General features: G+C 66.7%; 18 protein-coding genes. 6 read left to right on the plus strand and 12 right to left on the minus strand.

Annotated elements, in window-relative coordinates; all coding sequences use genetic code 11:
* Positions 1-61: 61 nt before the first annotated feature.
* Positions 62-1138, minus strand: coding sequence for a rod shape-determining protein RodA (gene rodA / locus GIW57_RS08590; protein ID WP_202908246.1), 1077 nt, complete (start codon positions 1136-1138; stop codon positions 62-64).
* A gap of 417 nt (positions 1139-1555) precedes the next feature.
* On the opposite strand from rodA (GIW57_RS08590), the gene GIW57_RS08595 reads away from it, so the two are divergent.
* Positions 1556-1966 (plus strand): hypothetical protein, encoded by a 411-nt coding sequence (locus tag GIW57_RS08595; RefSeq protein ID WP_100462464.1) that lies wholly within the window; start codon positions 1556-1558, stop codon positions 1964-1966.
* A 305-nt stretch (positions 1967-2271) separates the two neighbouring features.
* On the opposite strand, the gene rodA (GIW57_RS08600) is transcribed toward GIW57_RS08595, so the two are convergent.
* The 5 genes from rodA (GIW57_RS08600) to GIW57_RS08620 form a co-directional block, all read right to left on the minus strand.
* Positions 2272-3384, minus strand: a complete 1113-nt coding sequence (gene rodA / locus GIW57_RS08600; RefSeq protein WP_100462460.1) for a rod shape-determining protein RodA — start codon at positions 3382-3384, stop codon at positions 2272-2274.
* Positions 3381-5459 carry a penicillin-binding protein 2 gene (gene mrdA, locus GIW57_RS08605; RefSeq protein ID WP_236510029.1) on the minus strand — a complete coding sequence of 693 codons (2079 nt, stop codon included), beginning with the start codon at positions 5457-5459 and terminating at the stop codon, positions 3381-3383. The genes rodA (GIW57_RS08600) and mrdA overlap by 4 nt, the downstream gene beginning before the upstream one ends.
* A 3-nt stretch (positions 5460-5462) precedes the next feature.
* Positions 5463-5948 (minus strand): rod shape-determining protein MreD, encoded by a 486-nt coding sequence (gene mreD / locus GIW57_RS08610; protein ID WP_089236951.1) that lies wholly within the window; start codon positions 5946-5948, stop codon positions 5463-5465.
* Entirely contained in the window at positions 5945-7171 is a 1227-nt protein-coding gene (gene mreC, locus GIW57_RS08615; protein ID WP_236510031.1) for a rod shape-determining protein MreC, read from the minus strand. Before mreC ends, mreD begins: the two co-directional genes overlap by 4 nt.
* A 121-nt stretch (positions 7172-7292) precedes the next feature.
* Positions 7293-8339: a rod shape-determining protein gene (locus GIW57_RS08620; RefSeq protein WP_025877255.1), complete on the minus strand. Its 1047-nt coding sequence runs from the start codon at positions 8337-8339 to the stop codon at positions 7293-7295.
* A gap of 282 nt (positions 8340-8621) precedes the next feature.
* Between GIW57_RS08620 and GIW57_RS08625 the strand changes: the two genes are divergently transcribed.
* Complete coding sequence (locus GIW57_RS08625) at positions 8622-9560, plus strand: carbohydrate kinase family protein (protein WP_049463859.1); 939 nt, start codon at positions 8622-8624, stop codon at positions 9558-9560.
* Between the two features lie 213 nt (positions 9561-9773).
* On the opposite strand, the gene GIW57_RS08630 is transcribed toward GIW57_RS08625, so the two are convergent.
* The 5 genes from GIW57_RS08630 to ubiE form a co-directional block, all read right to left on the minus strand.
* A complete protein-coding gene (locus tag GIW57_RS08630; RefSeq protein WP_236510034.1) occupies positions 9774-11747 on the minus strand; it encodes an LTA synthase family protein in 1974 nt (657 codons plus the stop codon).
* A gap of 310 nt (positions 11748-12057) precedes the next feature.
* Positions 12058-12672 carry an HAD family hydrolase gene (locus tag GIW57_RS08635; RefSeq protein ID WP_100462438.1) on the minus strand — a complete coding sequence of 205 codons (615 nt, stop codon included), beginning with the start codon at positions 12670-12672 and terminating at the stop codon, positions 12058-12060.
* Positions 12673-12674: 2 nt separating this feature from the next.
* Positions 12675-13406, minus strand: coding sequence for a hypothetical protein (locus GIW57_RS08640; protein ID WP_100462435.1), 732 nt, complete (start codon positions 13404-13406; stop codon positions 12675-12677).
* 126 nt (positions 13407-13532) lie between these two features.
* Positions 13533-15461: a M1 family metallopeptidase gene (locus GIW57_RS08645; RefSeq protein ID WP_236510037.1), complete on the minus strand. Its 1929-nt coding sequence runs from the start codon at positions 15459-15461 to the stop codon at positions 13533-13535.
* A gap of 217 nt (positions 15462-15678) precedes the next feature.
* Positions 15679-16440: a bifunctional demethylmenaquinone methyltransferase/2-methoxy-6-polyprenyl-1,4-benzoquinol methylase UbiE gene (gene ubiE / locus GIW57_RS08650; protein WP_032976541.1), complete on the minus strand. Its 762-nt coding sequence runs from the start codon at positions 16438-16440 to the stop codon at positions 15679-15681.
* Positions 16441-16519: 79 nt separating this feature from the next.
* Between ubiE and GIW57_RS08655 the strand changes: the two genes are divergently transcribed.
* From GIW57_RS08655 to GIW57_RS08670, 4 genes are all read left to right on the plus strand, one after another.
* Positions 16520-16972: a nucleoside deaminase gene (locus GIW57_RS08655; RefSeq protein ID WP_005411083.1), complete on the plus strand. Its 453-nt coding sequence runs from the start codon at positions 16520-16522 to the stop codon at positions 16970-16972.
* A 200-nt stretch (positions 16973-17172) separates the two neighbouring features.
* Positions 17173-17433, plus strand: a complete 261-nt coding sequence (locus GIW57_RS08660) for a hypothetical protein (protein ID WP_100462428.1) — start codon at positions 17173-17175, stop codon at positions 17431-17433.
* A gap of 74 nt (positions 17434-17507) precedes the next feature.
* A complete protein-coding gene (locus tag GIW57_RS08665) occupies positions 17508-17834 on the plus strand; it encodes a hypothetical protein (RefSeq protein ID WP_236510040.1) in 327 nt (108 codons plus the stop codon).
* 73 nt (positions 17835-17907) lie between these two features.
* A complete protein-coding gene (locus tag GIW57_RS08670; protein ID WP_025877275.1) occupies positions 17908-18330 on the plus strand; it encodes a low affinity iron permease family protein in 423 nt (140 codons plus the stop codon).
* A gap of 161 nt (positions 18331-18491) precedes the next feature.
* Here GIW57_RS08670 and smeF read toward each other — a convergent pair whose 3' ends face one another.
* Positions 18492-19877: a multidrug efflux RND transporter outer membrane subunit SmeF gene (gene smeF, locus GIW57_RS08675; RefSeq protein ID WP_100553589.1), complete on the minus strand. Its 1386-nt coding sequence runs from the start codon at positions 19875-19877 to the stop codon at positions 18492-18494.
* Between the last annotated feature and the right edge of the window lie 59 nt (positions 19878-19936).

Consider the following 19936-nt stretch of genomic DNA (forward strand, 5'->3'; position numbering starts at 1 on the left):
GCCCAATCGATGAATCGCTTTGAGCGGCCACCCGCGAGGGGCTGCGCCGTTGGCTGGAAACCTACGCGTGTACCGGCCGATGCCCGCGCACCGCCATCACCAGACCGATGCCGGCCAGCAACGACACCGCCGAGGTGCCGCCGTAGCTGATCAGCGGCATCGGAATGCCCACCACCGGCAGCAAGCCGGAAATCATCCCGCCGTTGACCAGTACGTACACGAAGAACGCCAAGCCGAGGCTGCCGGCCAACAACCGCGCGTGCGTGTCGCGTGCCTGCACCGCGATCGACAGGCAGCGCCCGACCACGAACAGATACAAGGCAAACACCGTCACCACGCCGATCCAGCCGAACTCTTCGGCCAACACCGAGAACGCGAAATCGGTGGTGTACTCGGGCAGGAAATCCAACGTCGCCTGCGTGCCGTGGCCCCAGCCACGTCCCTGCATGCCACCGGAGCCGATGGCGATGCGCGATTGCAGGATGTTCCAACCGGTGCCCAAGGGATCGGCGGCCGGATCCAGGAAGGTCAGTACACGGTTCTTCTGGTACTGCCGCAGCAGCCCGAACCATGCCAGCGGCGCAGCCACCGACACCGCACTCAAGCCGGCCACCACCCAGCGCCACTGCAGGCCAGCCAACAGCAACGCAAACACGCCGCTGGCGGTCACCAGCGTGGCGGTACCGAGATTGGGCTGCATCAGGATCAGCACCGCTGGCACCCCGATCAGCACCGCTGCCGTCAACACCGTGCGCGGCGATGGCGGCAACGGCTGACGGTGCAGATACCAGGCCATCATCAACGGCAGGCTGAGCTTGAGCAGTTCCGAAGGTTGCAGATAGAACACGCCGAGGTTGAGCCAGCGCTGCCCGTATTTACCGGTACCGATCACATACACCGCCATCAACGGCAGCATCGACAACGCATAGATGGCAGGCGTCCACGCGCGCAGGCGCAGCAGCGAGACCCGCGACAACAGCCACATCGCCACCAGGCCACCGGCGAAGCGCATCGCCTGCCCATGCACCGGCCCGTTCACGCTGTGCAGCACCGCCAGGCCCGCGCCCATCAGGATCAACAACGCGACCAGCAACGGCAGGTCGATCGTGCGGACCGCCTCACGGCAGCCGCCAAGCATTCGTTTCCATTTCACCCGTGGCACGGTAGCAACCGGCGCTTTCGTGAAGCTGTCAGCGCTGTTTGTCGCTATCGACACCGCGCGTGGCGGATGCCTTTGGCCTGCGGATTTTCCGGGTTTCAAACAATTCTGATTGGAGCCGCAGGGCCCCCGTGCACATCATGTAGTGCCACCGACAACGGGTGGCACGGGACTCCAATCCCGAAGGACAGACAGTTGTTTACGCTTGCCGGCCGGCGTCGCCCTTTCCTTGTTGGGTGGCGTCGGCTGGCAATCCGTCCGTGCGTCTTTGGCGGGCGGTGCGTGGAGGGCCTCGTGCCCGCCGGAACTGTCTGTCCCCGGTATTGGAGCCACGCATCGTCCGCCACCCTCGCATGCACGCGGGGTGGCCCTTGCCTACCGCACAAGGATGCCGCCATGTCCGCTTCCACCTACCCATACCTGTTCGCGACCTTGGGCGAGGCCGCCCACCAGCTGCCGGACGACATCGCCCGCGCACTGGAAACCACGCTCACCGCCACGCAGGCCGCCAACAGTCCAGGCAGCCCTACCCTGCTGGACTGCCTGCAGCGCATCCGCCAGGTTGAAGCGGCAGATGGTCAGCCGTGGCCACACAAGGGGCGAACGCAGGCGCAGTGCATGGCGATGGCACGCATCGACCGCGCCAATGCCGGGCTGACCTTCCTGCTGGAACTGCTGCACGCCACCGAACGCGTGCGCGTGGACGGCGACGACACGCAGCAACTGGGCGATGACGCCCGCGAAGGTCTGCTGCTGGCCTGCCGAGGCCTGTCGGAATATGTGGATGTGCAGTTGCAGGCCGCGTAAAGCGCACGCGCCTGTAGAGCTGAGCCCACGCGCGCATGCCGGCCCTGAGCCGAGCATGGCTCGGCACTACAAAGAGCGAAGCGACCCGCTTCTGCTCTGCTTTTTTCTCTTTGCGTGGGTGGCCACCGCAGGAAACTGTCGAAGCCGGGCGGGGTGGGCTGCGCAGGGGCGTGAGCCGCATGGATGCGGCGACCGAGCTTACATGGACGTACTTGCAGCGCCCCCTGCGCAGTCCACCCCGCCCGGCCAACCACGGCTGTTGCTTTCAGCAACCACCCACGAGGGGCTGCGCCGATGGCTGGAAACTACCCATACCCGCCATGCACCGGATTGTGACGACGCACCGCCATCACCAACCCGAACCCGGCCAGCAGCGACACCGCCGACGTACCGCCGTAGCTGATCAACGGCATCGGCACGCCCACCACCGGCAGCAGGCCCGAGATCATCCCGCCGTTCACCAGCACATAGACGAAGAACGCCAGACCCGTGGCACCGGCCAGCAACCGCGAGTACGAATCGCGCGACTGGCTGGCGATCCACAGGCAGCGCCCGATCACCACCAGATACAGCACCAGCACCAGCGCCACGCCGATCCAGCCGAACTCCTCGCTCAGCACCGAGAACGCAAAGTCGGTGGTCTGCTCGGGAATGAAATTCAGGTGCGACTGCGAGCCTTCGCCCCAGCCCTTGCCATCGAATCCGCCTGAACCAATGGCGATCTTCGACTGGATGATGTTCCAGCCCGCACCCAGCGCGTCCATTTCCGGGTCCAGGAACATCATGATGCGGTCCTTCTGGTACGGCCGCAGCAACCAGAACCAGGCGACGGGTGCCACCGCGGCCACACCGCCCACGCCCAGCCCCACCCACCACCACGGCAGGCCGGCCAGCAGCAGCACGAACACACCACTGGCGGCGATCAGCACGCCGGTGCCGAAGTCCGGCTGCAGCATCACCAGCCCGGTCGGCACGCCGATGATCACCATCGCCACCAGCACCGTGTTGAAGCGCGGCGGCAGCGGCATCTTGTGCAGGTACCAGGCCACCATCATCGGCAGGCTGACCTTGAGCAGCTCGGCCGGCTGCAGGTAGAAGAACTTCAGGTCCAGCCACTGCCGGCCGTACTTGCCCGTGCCCAGCACGAACACCGCCAGCAACGGAATCATCGAGATGGCATAGATCAGCGGCGTCGCCGAGCGGATGCGCAGGATCGGCACCCGCGAGATGCCCCACATCGCCGCCAGGCCCACGGCAAAACGCACGCCCTGCGCCATCACCAGGCCATCGCCGCCAGCACTCTTCAACGTTGCCAGACCGATCACCATCAGCGCGCCCAGGGCCAGGCACAGCACCCAGTCGAGGCTGCTGAAGAACCGCTGCAGCATTTCGCCGGCCCACCGCAGGAACGCGCTCATCGGCTGGCCTCCGCCGCGACAGTCGGGCGAGGACCGGCAGGCATGGCCGCAGCAGACGGTGAACCCGGAACCGGGGCTGGCGTCGGTGGCGGTGCAGGCATGCCGATCAGCACCGGGTGCTCGCCCAGCTCGGCGGCAGCGGCGTCACCGGCCGGGCGCGCGTTCACGTCCTCGTTGTCGAAGGCGGTGATGCCGATGGCGGTGGTGCCGCGTTCGCTGTCCAGCGACTGCATGCCTTCAGGCATCTTGCCCAGCAGCCAGGCATCGAAGATCTTGCGCGCGATCGGTGCCGCTGCTGCGCCACCGTAACCGCCGCCTTCCACGGCGATGGCCAGCGCGATCACCGGCTGTTCGGCCGGCGCGAAGCCGACGAACAGCGCACGGTGGCGCAGGTGCATCGGCAGGCTTCTGGGATTGACCGCAGCCGTGCCCTTGCGGCTGACGACCTGCGCGGTACCGGTCTTGCCCGCCATCGTGTACGGCGCGCCGGCCGCCATGCGTGCGGCGCTGCCGCCGGGAAGCATGGTGGCCATCATGCCTTCGCGCACCGCCTGAAGATTGTTCGGGTTGGGGCTGACCGGCTTGCTCGGGCCGGGCTCCGCCGCCACCCAGTCGCTGTCGAAACCCGCACGCTGCTGCATCACCAGATGCGGCGTGCGCAGCTGGCCATTGGCCAGGCCGCTGACACCGCGGGCCAGCTGCAGCGGGGTGACCTTCCAGTCGCCCTGGCCGATGCTGATGTTCACCGTGTCGCCGGGATACCAGGCTTCCTTGCGGCTCTTCCGCTTGTAGGCCGGCGACGGCAGGATGCCGGAGATCTCGCCGGTCAGATCGATGCCGGTCGGCTGGCCGAAGCCGTAGTACTCCATGTAATGGTCGAACCGCTCGATGCCCAGGTCCAATGCCAGCCGGTAGTAATACGTATTGACCGACTGCGCGATGGACTTGCGCAGATCGGTCCAGCCGTGACCGCCACGGTGCGAGTCACCCCAGCCACGCGAGGTGCCGGGCAGGTAGAACATGCCGGTCGACAGCACCTTGTCCTCCGGGCGGCGAACGCCCGAATCGAGGCCGGCCAGGCCGATCAGCGGCTTCAGGGTCGAACCGGGAGCGACGCCGCCGAGTACCAGTCGATTGAACTGCGGGCGCGACGGGTTGTCGTTCAGCGCCTTGAAATCAGCATGCGAGATACCGTTGACGAACAGGTTCGGGTCGTAGGACGGCAGGCTGACCATTGCCAGCACTTCACCGGTTCGCGGGTCCATCGCCACGGCCGAGCCTTCCTGCTCACCGAAGGCGGCCACCATCGCCCGCTGCAGGTCGGCGTCGATCGACAGCCGCAGGTCGGCGCCGGATTGCGCGGCAACACGGCCGATGGTGCGGATCGCGCGGCCCTGCACGTTGGTCTCGACCTGCTCGTAGCCGACCTTGCCGCGCAGCTCCTGCTCGTAATAACGCTCCAGGCCGGACTTGCCGATGTGGGTCAGCGCGGCATTGCCTTCGCCGAGGATCTCCAGATCCTTGTCGTCCACGCGGCCGACGTAGCCGATGATGTGCGCGAACAGGTCGCCATAGGGATAGCGACGGGTCAGGTACGGTTCCAGCTCGACGCCGGGAAAGCGCCAGCGGTCCACGGCGAAGCGCGCCATTTCCTCATCGCTCATGCGCAGCTTCAGCGTGACCGGCAGGAACTTGCGGCGCGCCTTGCGCGACTTGTTGAACGCTTCCAGTTCTTCCGGGCTGATCTGGATGATCTTCGCCAGCCCTTCCAGGGTGGCATCCATGTCCTTGACCTTGTCCGGGGTCACATCCAGGCGGAACGCCGGCACGTTCTCGGCCAGCAGCCGGCCGTTGCGGTCATAGATCATGCCGCGCCCGGGCACCACCGGCCGCGGCTTGATGCGGTTGGCTTCGGAGCGGGTGGCGTAGATGTCGTGGTCCAGCACCTGCAGCTTGAAGTACCAGCCGCCCAGGCCCAGCAGGCAGACCAGCACGCCGAAGAAACCCAGCGCCGCGCGACGCCGGAACTGTTCGGCTTCGGCGTGCGGATTCTTGACCTGGCGGCGCGGCAGCATGGCTCAGCGCCCGCGCTTGCCGAAGCGCACCGCATCCAGCAGCACGAACACCAGCGGCCACAGGCCCATGCCGAGCAGCGGTGCCCACCAGTACGACCACGGCAGCGTCGGTTCGCCCACCAGGATGTGGACCAGCGCGCTGACGATGCGGTCGTTGAACAGCAGGCCGCCGATGGCCAGCATCTGCTGCGACATCGGGAAGAAGCGGATGCGCGCGCGGAAGCGCTGCAGGATGAAGGCCAGCATCACCAGCCGCAGCGCCTGTTCGCCCAGCACGCCGCCATACAGCAGGTCGGCGACGACGCCGCTGGCGAAGGCGATGCCGAGACCGACGCGCTCGGGCGCTTCGATCACCCAGTAGGCCAGCACCAGAGCCAGCCAATACGGACGCAGCGGCTGCAGCAGCGCCGGCAACGGCAGCAGGCCCAGCAGCAGGGCTACCACCACGCTGGCCGGCAGCACCCAGCGGTTGTCGCGAAGGCGGCTCATCGTTGCGCCTCCGGCTGCGGCTGAGTTTGCTGCGGTTGCCGGCCAGCGGCCGGCACTACCGTGGAGCTGGCTGGGGGAGAGCCCCCCTCTTGTTGAGGGGGGCGCGCCAAAGGCGCGGGGGTAAGGGAAGATGCGCGGGCCGGTTGCGCCGAAGGTGCAGTCGGCTCAAGGGGGCGCGCCGAAGGCGCCGGGTCAAGGGAGGATGCGGGGGCTGCCGACCTCGTCGCAGACGAGGACGGTTGCCGGCCAGCGGTCGGCACTACCGGGGTGGGCTGCGTCGTCGAAGGCGCCGTCGGCGCGGCGCCGGTCGGCAGCGCCGGGGCATCGGCCGGGCCACCGGGAGCGGCCTGTTCCATCTGCAGGCGCAGGTTCGGCGGAATACGGATCGCTGCGCCGGGGCGCAGCAGAAGCACGTCGCGGCCGCGATCAAGCTGCGCGGCCGGTTTCAGTTCGCCCACCAGGAAGGCATGGGTATCGTCCGGACGCAGCGCGGTGATGGTGCCGACCGGGAATCCCGCCGGGAAGCGGCCGCCAAGGCCGGAGGTGACGATCTCATCGCCCACTTCCACGCCGGCGCTGAGCGGAATGTCGCGCAGTTCCAGCTTGTCGCCGCGGCCGTAGACGATCAGGCGCACGCCATTGCGGGCCACGGTCACCGGCACCGCGTGGTCGGGATCGGTCAGCAACAGCACGGTGGAGCTGCCCGCGGTCACGCTGATCACCTGGCCCATCAGGCCGCCGGAATCGATCACCGCCTGGCCGACGTGCACGCCTTCGCGGCTGCCGGCGTCCAGCACCAGGCGCTGTTTGACCGGGTCCAGGTCGATATCCAGGATCGGCGCCAGCTGCACGTCCAGGCCACTGCGCTCGGCCACGTTCAGCAGTTCGCGCAGCTGCGCGTTGTCCAGCGCGGCGGTCTGCAGGCGGGTCAGGCGGGCGTTGGCCAGCAGCAGCTGGTTGCGCAGTTCGCGGTTCTCGGTCACCAGCTGGCCGTGGCTTGCGGCGGTATCCCGCACCTGCCCGCCGAGCTTGCCGGGCAGGCCGGCCAGGGCCCACACCGGCTGCACCAGGCTGTTGGCCTGCTCGCGCAGACGCGCCAGCCAGCCGGCCTGGTCGTCGAGGACGATCAAGGTGATTGCCAGTGCGAGATAGGCCAGCAGCCGCAGCGGGCTGGCGGCATCACCGGATCGGGAAGCGACGGGAGGTCCGGCGTAGGGCGGCACGGCAGCGATTCAACTGGCAGAAGGCGGAAGGGAAACACGCGGGCGCCCCGCCGGTGCCGACCCGCCGATGTGGCGGGCCGCACCCCGGAGGGGCGCTGCGGGCGCAGGCAGCCGGGACGGCTTATTCCGGCGCAAAGAACTCGTTGCCGTGCATGTCGACCAGTTCCAGCGCACGACCGCCACCGCGGGCCACGCAGGTCAGCGGGTCGTCAGCCACCTGCACGTGCAGACCGGTTTCCTCGGAAATCAGGCGGTCCATGTCGCGCAGCAGGGCGCCGCCACCGGTCAGCACGATGCCGCGCTCGGCGACGTCGGCGCACAGTTCCGGCGGGGTCTGTTCCAGTGCCAGCTTGACCGCACTGACAATGCCCGACAGCGGCTCGTGCAGCGCTTCAAGCACTTCGTTGGAGCTGATCTTGATCATCTTCGGCACGCCCTCGGCGAGGTTGCGGCCGGAGATTTCCATCTCGATCGCTTCCGCCTGCGGGTAGGCGCAGCCCAGTTCGACCTTGATGCGCTCGGCGGTGGCTTCACCGATCAGCATGCCGTGGTTGCGGCGCACGTAGTTGGTGATCGATTCGTCGAAGCGGTCACCGCCGATGCGCACCGAAGCGGAATAGACGATGCCGTTGAGCGAGATCACCGCCACTTCGGTGGTGCCGCCGCCGATGTCGATGACCATCGAGCCACGGGCCTCGGTGACCGGCATGCCGGCGCCGATCGCGGCCGCCATCGGCTCTTCGATCAGGAACACGTCACGGGCACCGGCCTCCTCGGCCGATTCCTTGATGGCGCGGCGCTCGACCTGGGTCGAGCCGGCCGGCACGCAGACCAGCACGCGCGGGCTCGGGCGCAGGAAGCGCGACTTGTGCACCTTCTTGATGAAGTGCTTGAGCATCGCCTCGGTGTAGGTGAAGTCGGCGATGACGCCGTCCTTCATCGGGCGGATGGTGGTGATGTGGCCCGGGGTACGGCCGAGCATCTGCTTGGCCTCGGCGCCAACGGCTGCCACCGACCGGGTACCACCAATGGCGCGATCCTGGCGCACTGCGACCACGGACGGTTCGTTCAGCACGATTCCCTGCCCACGCACATAGATGAGGGTGTTGGCCGTGCCCAGGTCGATGGACAGGTCATTGGAGAACATGCCGCGCAGTTTCTTGAACATCTGGGAGTTGATCCTGAGGGGTGTCGCGCCCAACGCGGGATGGCGAAAAAATGGGCAGAAATCGAGGTCGACAAGCCTAGCAACCTGCCTGCCGCCGAGCAAGGAGAAATCCAGCTGAACCCGCGCCTTCACAGGCTTTCGGCCTGATCGGGCATCACCCGGTTCTGGCCCTGAGCGGCACCAGCGGGTAACCTTTGCGCCGTCGGGCGCCCAAGGGCGCCGTTTGCTTGCCTGCCGAAGTGGGCCGGCCCATCCCAAAATTCACCGCATAGGCTTACATCGATGTCCGCTCTGATCTGTGGTTCTCTTGCCTTCGACACCATCATGGTGTTCCCGGACCAGTTCAAGAATCACATCCTGCCGGACAAGGTGCACATCCTGAACGTGTCGTTCCTGGTGCCGCGCATGCGCCGCGAGTTCGGCGGCTGCGCCGGCAACATCGCCTACAACCTGCACCTGCTGGGTGGCGATCCGATCCCGATGGGCACGGTGGGTTCGGACTTCGGCCCGTACCGCGAGCACTTCGATGCCCTGGGCATCGACCTCACCCGCGTGCGCGTGATCGATGAGCTGTTCACCCCGCAGGCGTTCATCACCACCGACCACGACAACAACCAGATCACCGCCTTCCACCCGGGCGCGATGATGCGTTCCTACGAAAACCACGTGCGCGACGTGCCGGGCGTCAGCCTCGGCCTGGTCGGCCCGGACGGCCGCGAAGGCATGATCCAGAACGCGCTGGAATTCCACGAAGACGGCGTGCCGTTCATCTTCGACCCGGGCCAGGCGATGCCGCTGTTCAACGGCCCGGAACTGCGCGAGTTCATCGAGCAGGCCGATTACGTGGTGGTCAACGACTATGAGTCGAACCTGCTGCAGGAACGCACCGGCTGGAACGAAAAAGAGATCGTCAGCCGGGTCAAGGCCTACATCACCACTCGCGGCCCGAAGGGCGCGGTGATCCACACCCCGGAAAAGAGCTACGACATCCCGCCGGCGCACGAGCGCCGCGTGGTCGATCCGACCGGCTGTGGCGACGCCTTCCGCGCCGGCCTGATCTACGGCATCCAGAAGGGCTTCGACTGGCTGACCATCGGCCGCATGGGCAACCTGATGGGCGCGCTGAAGGTCGAGCACCCGGGCACCCAGAACCAGCGCTTCACCTTCGATGAGTTCAACGAGCAGTTCAAGCAGCAGTTTGGTTACGCGCTGAGCGTGTAACCGAACTGCCCGTGCACCCGCTCGGTGAGTGTCGACCTTGGTCGACACGCTGCGCCCTGGTAGGTGTCGACCTTGGTCGACACTGCCGGCCAGCGGCCGGCACCGCTCTGGTAGCGCCGGGCCACGCCCGGCGGCTTTCCGACCAGACATCTTCAACTCCGCATGCAGCCCGCGCTGCGCGCTCGCCGGGCATGGCCCGGCGCTACCCCCAGCTCAGGGCTTGGCCTTCTCCGGCAAGCGGTACAGCTCTTTTTCGTAGGCCAGCGTGCCCCACATCGCGTAGGCATGTGCGCGCCGTGCCAGTTCCGGCCGCAGTACCTGCGGCTGCAGCTGGTCGCTGGCCGGGTCGTAGCGGAAGCCCTGCGCGGGCTTGTCCGGCTGCAGGATGGCCACATCGTTGCCCTCCATCCACGCCAGATTGCGGTCGTACTGCATCAGCGCGCGCCCCGGCTGCAGCCGCTGCAGGTCGGTCAGGTCCTGCCCCACCGTCGGGGTCGGATCGGCAATGCCCAGCAGTGACAGCAGCGTCGGCGGCAGATCGATCTGGCTGACGATGCGGGTATCGCGGCGCGCCTCGATGCCACCGCCGAGGATCAACCCGGGAATATGGAAATTGCCGATCGGCACCATGTTCTTGCCGAACACCCGCGAATCATGGTCAGCCACCACCAGGAACACGGTGTCCTCCCAGTACGGTGAGGCCATCGCCTTGCGGAAGAACTCGCCCAGCGCGTAGTCGGCGTATTTGGCGGCGTTGTCGCGGGTCTGTTTCGGCTGCTCGTACAGGTCGATGCGGCCGTCCGGGAACTCGAACGGATCGTGGTTGCTGGAGGTGAACACCAGGCCGAAGAACGGCTTGCCCTGTGCTTTCAGCTGCCGGAACTGCTGGTCGGCCTGGCCGAACAGGTCTTCATCCGACGCGCCCCAGGAACCGACAAATGCCGGCTTGCGGTAATCCTTGCGATCCACGATGCGGTTGAAGCCATTGGCGAGGAAAAACTCGCGCATGTTGTCGAAGTGGCTTTCGCCGCCGTAATAGAAGCCGGTGTCGTAGCCATGCCGCCCCAGCACATCGGCCAGGGTGAAAAAGCGCTGGCGGCTGGCGGGCAGCTTGACCACCGATTCGGCCGGCGTCGGCGGGAATCCGGTCAGTACCGCCTCGATGCCGCGTACCGAACGCGTGCCGGTCGCATACAGACGCTCGAACGCCCAGCCCTGTGTGCTCAGGCGGTCGTAATTGGGCGACAACGGCCGCCCGCCGAGACTGCCGATGAACTGCGCGCCCAGGCTTTCTTCCAGCACGATCACCAGATTGCGCGGCTTGCCCTGGTACTGCGGCGGACGCAGCGCCAGGCTCGGCAATGCGTCGGAGACATACGCCGATGCCGGCAGGCCGCTGCTGGCGCGCAGTTCGCTGACCACCTCGGCCAGCGGCAGGTCACCGTAGACGCGCGAGGTTTCGCTGCGGGTCGCCAGTTGCCGCGCGGCATAGCCGACGGTGTACAGCGAATTCAGCGGCAAGGCATTGATGGTCGGGTCGGTCGAGAACGCCACCAGTGCCGGATTCAAGGGCCGATGACCCAGGCTGGAACGCACGCCCAGCGCCGCCAGCAGCAGCACCAGGAACGCCAACGGCAGCCGCCACAGCCATCCCGCTTCGACTGCGACCATCGGGCTGTTGCCGACCCAGCGCCGTGACCCCCGAAGCAATGACCAGAACAACACGACCACCACGGCAACTTCGATCACCACGGCCAGCAGATGGCCGCGCAGCAGCGTCATCCCGACTTCTTCGGGATAGATCAGATATTCCAGGAACAGGCGATTGGGACGCAGGCCGTATTCGGCCATGAAGCTCGGCGTGGCCAGCTCCATGAACACCAGCAGCACGCTGGCCAGGATCAGCCACCACCGCAGCAGATGGCGCCAGGCGCAGCCCACGCGTCCTTCCAGCGGCAACAGCAGCGCCAGCACCGCCGGGATGCCGTACAGCAGGCACAGGGTCGACACATCCACCCGCAGCCCCTGCAGGAACACCGTGGCCCAGCCGTCAGCAGCACTGACCCGCGCGGCGTGCCACAGCGCCAACCCCAGTCGCGACAACGACAGGGCGACCAGGCCAAACAGGAAGAAGGCGGCAATCGGACACAGACGCCGGTACAGCGACACCCACACAGCTCGGAGCATGAAAGGAATCCAGAAACGGAGCAAAGGACACCCACGCCCCATCCTTGGCAGCGGGCCACACCGGACAACGTGTTACCCGACACAACCGCCAGCGCGGCAAGACCACCCGCCGGCACCTTCAACGCCTACTGCGGCTTCGATCAGGCCGCGGCAGTGAGCGGCGACGGTTCCCCAACCGCCTCCGCTTCACCCCCTGCCGGGCATTCGCAGAACGTCCAGCCGGCCTCGCACAATACACTGTGATGACAGTCGAGAGTTGACCGCCGTGGCGGGGCCCAGATTCCCGCCACAGCGCGTACAGGGCGCCGCGCTAGCCTCGCCAGCGCTCCAGCACCGCCGCGCAATCGGCCAGGTGCCAACAGGCCATGCCGGGCCACGGGTTGTCCGGGGCATTGACCAGCAGCGTGCGACTGCCGGCCGCGCGGCCGCATTCCAGATCGAAGCGGTAGTCGCCCACCATCACTACCTGCGACGGTTCCACCTGCCAGCGCCGCAGGAAGTACTGCAGCCCGGCAGGTGAGGGCTTCGGCTCGGCCTCGTCGCGACCGATGATGTCGTCTTCTGCAAATACGTCACCCAGTCCGATCGCCTGCAGGGTGACCTGCGCCAGGCTGCGCACGTTGCGGGTCAGGATGCCCAGACGGCAGCCGGTGCCCTGCAGCGCGCGCACCAGCGCCACCGCCCCCGTCGCCGGCTGGGAAGCCGCGGCCAACGCACGCTCGTGCGCCAGCAGCCAGGCATGCTTGGCGCTGGCTTCCGCAGCTGGCAACCCGGCCAGGTGGGTGAGGATGTCATCCTCCTGCGGAATCGCCAGTTCGCGCTTGATCCGCGCGAAATCATGCACCGCCACGGTCAGCGTGCCGTCCATGTCGAACACCCAGTGGCGGATCGTCGACAGCGCCGGCGCCGCCACCTGTGCATCCATGGTCAATGCCACCACGCCGGCATGCGGCTGGCATCCACGCCACCGGTCTCGAAAACGGCCGTGCGCGTGCCACCGGCCTTGACCGGAAATTCGATGCTGATCGACTTGCCCTTGGCTGCCAGCTTCCACAGCGCCTTCTGGTCGGTGATGAACATGGCGATCGCCTCGTCGGTCTTTGGCCGCCATGCCGCCATGGAGATCGGTTTGCCATCGTCCACCGTGACCTTCACCGTGCACTGCGGGCAGCGGAAATCGCCGGCCTGCAGCACCAGGTAGGCATGACGCTTCCATTCGGGATGATCGCGGAACACCAGCTGCACTGGCTTGGCGCCGCTGCCATCCACATCCACCCGTTCCTTGCTGAAGATCTGTGCCGACACCTGGTTGCCCTTGCTGCCGACCGGAATCTGGTTGTACTGCCACAGCCCCTGCATGCGGCGCAGGTCGCGCGCGGCGTCGCCCTTGGCCTTGACCTCGTCGAAGCCGGCGGCGATGCGCTCGGCGGCGGCGGTGTCCTTGTACTGATCCAGCAGCGAGGCGCCATGCAGGCGCGCGCGCTCCCAGTCCTGCGCGGCCACGGCCGTGTCGTACTGCTTGGCCACGTCTTCGGCCTTGGCTTCCTTCTGCGCCTGTACGGCGGCAGCGGCGGCCTCCTGCGCCTTGCGTTCTTCCTCGGGGTTGCTGCAGGCGGCCAGGGCCAGGGTGCAGGCGGTGAGCAGGATCAGTCGTTTCATGGCGGAGTCCTTTACGGGTGCATGCCGATTCTATCGGCAGCGAAAAGCGGATACAGCAACGGCGGGTTTCCCCGCCGTTGCCGATGAAGCAGTGCCTGGTTGCCGGCCAGCGGCCGACACTCCCGTTTACTTTGCTTCAGCCTTGGCCAGCATGTCCTGCACCGAGGCGGTGGTGATCGGGTGGTAGCCCGGCTTGGCCTTCTCGAACGCCCGCTTGGCCAGCTCCAGACCCTTCGGGGTCTTCACCAGTTCGGCGTAGATCGGCAGGATCAGCTTGCGACGACCGACACGCTCGATGAACGCAGCCGCCGCTTCATTGGCCTGCTCGTAACCGCTGCGGATGGTCAGCGGGTACCAGCGCATGGCGATCTCGCCATTCGGGGTGCCGGTGAAGTGGAAGGCCTTGTCCAGCGTGGCCAGCTTGTCCAGCGGCTGGGTGGCGCCCAGGCCGTCGATGAAGCGGACCCACTCCTGGGTGCTCCACTCGGCGATCACCTGGCTGCTCGGCACGGTGCCGGCGCTGGCAAAAGCGATACGCGCGGTATCCACGCTGCTGAAGTTGCGCGACTGCGCCTTGGCCGCGAACGACGGAATGCCCGGCTCGTCCAGCCACGCCTTCAGTTCGGCCTCGGTGACCGCCGACGGATTCTTCGGCAGCAGGTTCTTCTTCAGGTACTCGACGAACTGGTCGGTATTCGCGCTCTGGAAGGCGTGGTCATCGAACCAGCCGCGCAGGAACGGATCGAAGGTTTCGCGGCCGAAGCGCTGTTCCAGGAATTCCAGGAACCACGAACCCTTGACGTAGGCCACCTGGCTCAGGGCTTCGTCCGGGTCACGCTCGTTCAGCGGCGGCAGCGCCAGCGCCTGGTCGGCCGGGCTCATGTCCTTCACTTCGGCCAGCAGATCGGTCTGGTCGATCTGCTTTTCCATCTCGGCCATCTCCTTGCCGTACAGGGCTTCGGTGATGCGGCCCTGGACGTAGGTGGTGAAGCCTTCGTTGAGCCAGATGTCCTTCCAGCTGGCGTTGGTCACCAGGTTGCCCGACCAGCTGTGCGCCAGTTCATGGGCGACCAGCGAGACCAGCGACTTGTCGCCGACGATCACGGTCGGGGTGGCGAAGGTCAGGCGCGGGTTTTCCATGCCGCCGAACGGGAACGACGGCGGCAGCACCAGCATGTCGTAGCGGCCCCAGCGGTATTCGCCGTACAGCTTTTCGGCAGCACCGATCATCTTCTCGGTGTCTTCGAATTCCTTGGCCGCCTTGTTGACCATGGTCGGCTCGGCCCAGACGCCGGAACGGCCGGAGATCGGCTCGAACACCAGGTCGCCGGCCGCGATGGCCAGCAGGTAGGACGGAATCGGCTGCGGCATCTTGAAGGTGTAGTCACCGTCACGCGCGGCCTTGGGATCGTTGTCGGCGCTCATCAGCACCATCACGTCCGGGCGCGAGACCACGTGCGCGCTGTAGGTGAAGCGCACGCTCGGGGTGTCCTGCAGCGGCACCCAGGAACGGGCGTGGATCGCCTGCGACTGGCTGAACATGAAGGGCAGCTTCTTGCCCTCGGTCATCGACGGCGCCAGCCACTGCAGGCCCGACGCGGTCGGTGCGGTGTGGTAGGTCACCTCGACCTTGCCCGGCTGGTCCGGGGTTTCGATGGTCAGCTTGCTGCCGAACACCTTGTCCACCGGGGCCAGCACGAACTGCAGCGGGCTGCGCGCGCCGTCGGCGGCGATCGCTTCGACCTTGGCGATGCTCAGCTCGCGGGTGTCCAGCACCAGCTGCTTGGCATCCTTCTGCTTCCATTCCAGGGTGTAGGTGGCGGTGCCGCCGATCTGCTTCTGGTCGAAGTCCAGCTTCAGATCCAGCGCGATGTCCTTGACGACGACCTTGTCCGGCTCGGCGTACGAGCTTTCATCGTGGCTGCGGTTTTCGGCGTTCACGGGGGCGGCGGGAGCCTTCTGGGCAGTCGGGGCGGCGGCGGGGGCGGCCGCCTCCTGGGAGCAGCCGGCGGCCAGGGCCACGGCCAGCGGAAGGAGCATCAGCGGATTGCGCATGAATCGGGACCGTTACGGGGATCAAACCCCAATGGTACCTCCCTCCGGCCCTGCAGGCGTTGCGCGGTGCGGGGTAATGGCCAGCCCCGCGATGGCCCGGTAGATGCCAACCTTGGTTGGCACGGATTTGTCAGCGCCCGGTGCGGGCGTGTGCCAACCAAGGTTGGCATCTACCAGAACAGGTAGCGCCGGGCCATGCCCGGCGGCCCCCAACGCTTTACAGCTTGTAGCCGGAGTGGATCGAAACGATGCCGCCGGTCAGGTTCTTGTAGTGGCAGCGCTCGAAGCCCGCCTGACCCATCATCGCCTTCAGCTCTTCCTGCGGCGGATGCTTGCGGATGCTCTCGGCCAGGTACTGGTAGCTGTCCGAATCGTTGGCGAACAGCTTGCCCAGCTTCGGCAGGATCTTGAACGAGTGGAAGTCGTAGATCGGCTTGAACCAGTCCGCAGTGACTTCGGAGAACTCCAGCACGCGGGCCTGGCCACCCACCTTCAGCACGCGGTACATCTCGCGCAGGCCCGCGTCCTTGTCGGTCACGTTGCGCAGACCAAAGGCGATGGTCACCAGATCGAAGCTGTTGTCCGGGAACGGCAGGGCTTCGGCGTTGCACTGCACGTAGTCCAGGCCGAGCACCAGGCCGCGGTTGGTCAGGCGGTCACGGCCGACCGACAGCATGCCGGCGTTGATGTCGCCCAGCACCACTGAACCTTCGGCGCCAACCCGCTCCTTCAGCAGCGCGGCGATATCGCCGGTGCCACCGGCCAGGTCGAGCACGCGGTCACCCGGCTTCACCTGCGCGGTGGCTACGTAGTAGCGCTTCCATGCCCGGTGCACGCCCATGCTCATCAGGTCGTTCATCAGGTCGTAGTTGCGCGCGACCGACGTGAACACCTGACCGACCAGCTTCTGCTTGTCCTTGGCGTCAACGTCGCGGAACCCGAAATGGGTGGTACCGGATTTGTAGGGGGATTCGCTCATGCCCCGATTATCGCACCGCCGGGCCCCTGCGGGGAACGCTGGCCGTATCATGGCGCCCCACGACCTACCGGAGCCCCGCATGATCACCACGCCCGACTACCAGGCCCTGCTGCAGACCGCCATTGCCGAAGCCCGCCAGGGGCTGGCCGAAGGTGGCGTGCCGATCGGCGCGGCGCTGTACCACAACGACGGCCGCCTGCTCGGCTGCGGCCACAACCGCCGCGTGCAGGAAGGCGATCCGTCCGTGCATGGCGAGACCGATGCCTTCCGCAAGGCCGGCCGCCAGCGCCGCTACCAGGACACCATCATGGTCACGACCCTGGCTCCGTGCTGGTACTGCTCGGGCCTGGTGCGGCAGTTCAACATCGGCACGGTGGTGGTGGGCGAGTCGCGCACCTTCCAGGGCGGCATCGACTGGCTGCGCGAGAACGGCGTCAACGTGATCGACCTGGACAGCCAGGAATGCGTCGACCTGCTGGGCGGTTTCATTGCGCAACATCCGGAAATCTGGAACGAAGACATCGGCGAATGAGCATCCGGCACGGCTGATGAGCCCGCCTTGATGAACGCTTCAGTGCCGGCACAGCCTTGTGCCGGCAGCGTCTGCACGCTTCAACGTGAACTGCTGCGCAGTCAGCTGCGTGTAGTCAACACGCGCCACTAACATCCTGCTTCGCAGCCACGTCTAGGGTGGAATGCAACCGGGGCCCCCGCCCCGGCTTGGAGACGACCATGCAAGCGCATGCCGTACGTCCTCCCAGCGACCCGGCCCTGGCCGTGATCTGGGACCGACTGCAGCAGCAATACGCACTGCACAAGCGCAGTGCCCCGTTCTGGAGCGCCTACCAGGACATGCAGCAGGATCTGCTGCTCGACCATCCCCGCGACCTGGTGCACCTGTGCAATGCGATGGCCGCCATGGCCGAACGCCTGGGTGCGGTTGAACATGCACAACTGCTGCGCCATCGCCACGCTGGCTGCACATCGCGCTGACGCGGCATGCACCACCGTCCGGGCCAGACTGTAACGGGCCCCACTCCCTTTCACCTTCAACCGATTGGATCGTCATGCACGCTGAAGTTCCCGCCATTCCCCCGGTCATCAATGTCGATGCGGAGCTGGATTACTGGCGCCGCCAGCACGCCGATGGCGCACTCGCGCACACCTCGTTCGGCACCTATGTGCCGTGGATCAAGTTCGCCTGTGATTCGCTGATCACCCAACCACGCGCAAGCAATGCGCAGCGCGATGAGCTGTTCCAGACCCAGTACGCCCTGCAGATCATGCCGCGCATGACCGAAGCGCAGGCCCGCGAATTCGTCGAACGCTGCTGGCAGCACGTCTACCTGGCCAGCCCGGTGCGCAGCCAGGAAGCACCGCGCCTGCTCGCCTGAGCCCACGCTCGACTGCACGGCACCTGCACGGCCACGTGCCGATGATCGTCATCATTCCAGTGGAACGATGACGATGAGCGCAAGGAACCTGTTCAATACGATCGCCAAGAAGGCCGCGGCCGCCACCGGCTCGCCGTGGACCTTCCTGGCTGCGGTGTCGATCGTCGTGCTGTGGGGCATCAGCGGCCCGATATTCAAGTTCAACGATACCTGGCAGCTGGTGATCAACACCGGCACCACGATCATCACCTTCCTGATGGTGTTCCTGATCCAGCACACGCAGAACTCGGACACCGCGGCGATGCAGATCAAGCTGGATGAACTGATCCGCGCCACTGCCGAGGCCAACAACGAGCTGCTGGACCTGGAAGAGCTGGACGAAGAGCGTCTGGAAGAGATCCGCGCCGAGTACGAGAGGATGGCGCGCGAAGCCGGCGACGCGCTGACGCGGGTACGCGCCTGCCGCACCGAGCGGCGGGACGACGAAGCGGTGTGACGGTGACGCTTGGCCTGACTGACCCACGCCAATCTTGACCTGCTCCGGTAGGTGCCAACCTTGGTTGGCACGGATGCGTCAGCGCAGTCGGCTGGCCCTGTGCCAACCAAGGTTGGCACCTACCAGAGGCGCGGCAGGTTGGCACCTACCAGAGGCGCGGCTTACCCGCGCTCGTGCCAGCCGCCGCCCAGCACCTTGTACAGCGTGATGCGGTTGGACTGCTGCGCCAGCTGCGTCTGCAGCTGGGTCTGCTGCGCGTTGTAGGCGGTACGACGTGCATCCAGCAGGGTGACGAAGCTGTCCAGGCCGGCGTCATAGCGTGCCTGCGACAAGCGGTTGGCCTGCTCGGCCGCTTCCACCAGGCGCTGCTGCGAGGCGGCCTGCTCATCCAGGCTGACATTCAATGCCAGCGCATCGGCGGTTTCGCGGAAACCGCTCTGGATCGACTTTTCGTACTGCGCCAGCGCGATATCGCGATCGGCGTTGGCCACCGCCAGGTTCGCGCGCAGCTTGCCGCCCTGGAAGATCGGCAAGGTGATCTTCGGCAGGAAGCTCCACACCCGCGTGCCGCTGTCGAACAGGCCCGACAGTTCACCCGAACCACTGCCGATGCTGCCGGTCAGCGAGATGCTGGGGAAGAAGGCGGCGCGTGCGGCACCGATGTTGGCATTGGCGGCCAGCAGCTGATGTTCCGCCGCCATGATGTCCGGGCGCTGCAGCAGCACGTCGCTGGGCAGGCCGGCCGGCGGTGGTGCCAGCGCAAGTACCTGTGGCGCGATGCTGTCCGGCAGCAGCGCCGGATCCAACTGGCCACCGGCCAGCAGCGCCAGCGCGTTGCGGTCCTGGGCCAGCTGCCCACGCAGACGCGCGGCATCGGTGCGTGCGGTCTCGACCAGGGTGCGGGTCTGGGTCAGTTCCAGCGCCGAACTGCCACCACGCTCATGGCGTGCTTCGGCCAGGCGCAGCGAATCCTCATAGGTCTTCACCGTTGCTTCGGCGATCGCCAAGCGCTGCTGATCGGCGCCGTAGGTCAACCACGCGGTAGCGGTCTCGGCCACCAGGCTCAGCTGCGCGTTGCGGCGGTTGGCGGCTACGGCGAAGTACTGCTGCAGCGCCGCTTCGCTCAGGTTGCGCACGCGGCCGAACAGGTCCAGTTCGAACTCGGCCACGCCGACGCCCGCGCTGAACTGCTCGGTCACCGGTACGTCGCCACCGCGTCGGTCCATCTGCCCGGTCACGGCCACGCCCGGTACGCGGTCAGCGCGCTGCACGCGGTACTGGCCGCGCGCCTTCTCGACGTTGAGCACGGCCACGCGCAGGTCGCGGTTGTTGTCCAGCGCTTGGCCGATCACCTGCTGCAGGCGCTCATCGGTGAAGAAATCGCGCCAGCCGACCGCGGCCGCATCGGCCACTTCGCCCTGCGCGGCTTCCGCCGGCCACTGCGACGGAATGGCCGGGGCCACTGCGGTGTTCTTCGGCGCCAGGGTGCCGCACGCGCTGAGCGCCAGCGCGGTGGCGAGGGATACTGCAAGAGAAGAGAATTTCATAGCGACACCTTGGGGGTCACGGTGGTAGCGCCGTGCATGGCCCGGCGCTACCGGTTGTC

Source organism: Stenotrophomonas sp. PA-6-5C (genome assembly GCF_021605635.1).
GTDB classification, from domain to species: Bacteria; Pseudomonadota; Gammaproteobacteria; order Xanthomonadales; family Xanthomonadaceae; genus Stenotrophomonas; species Stenotrophomonas lactitubi.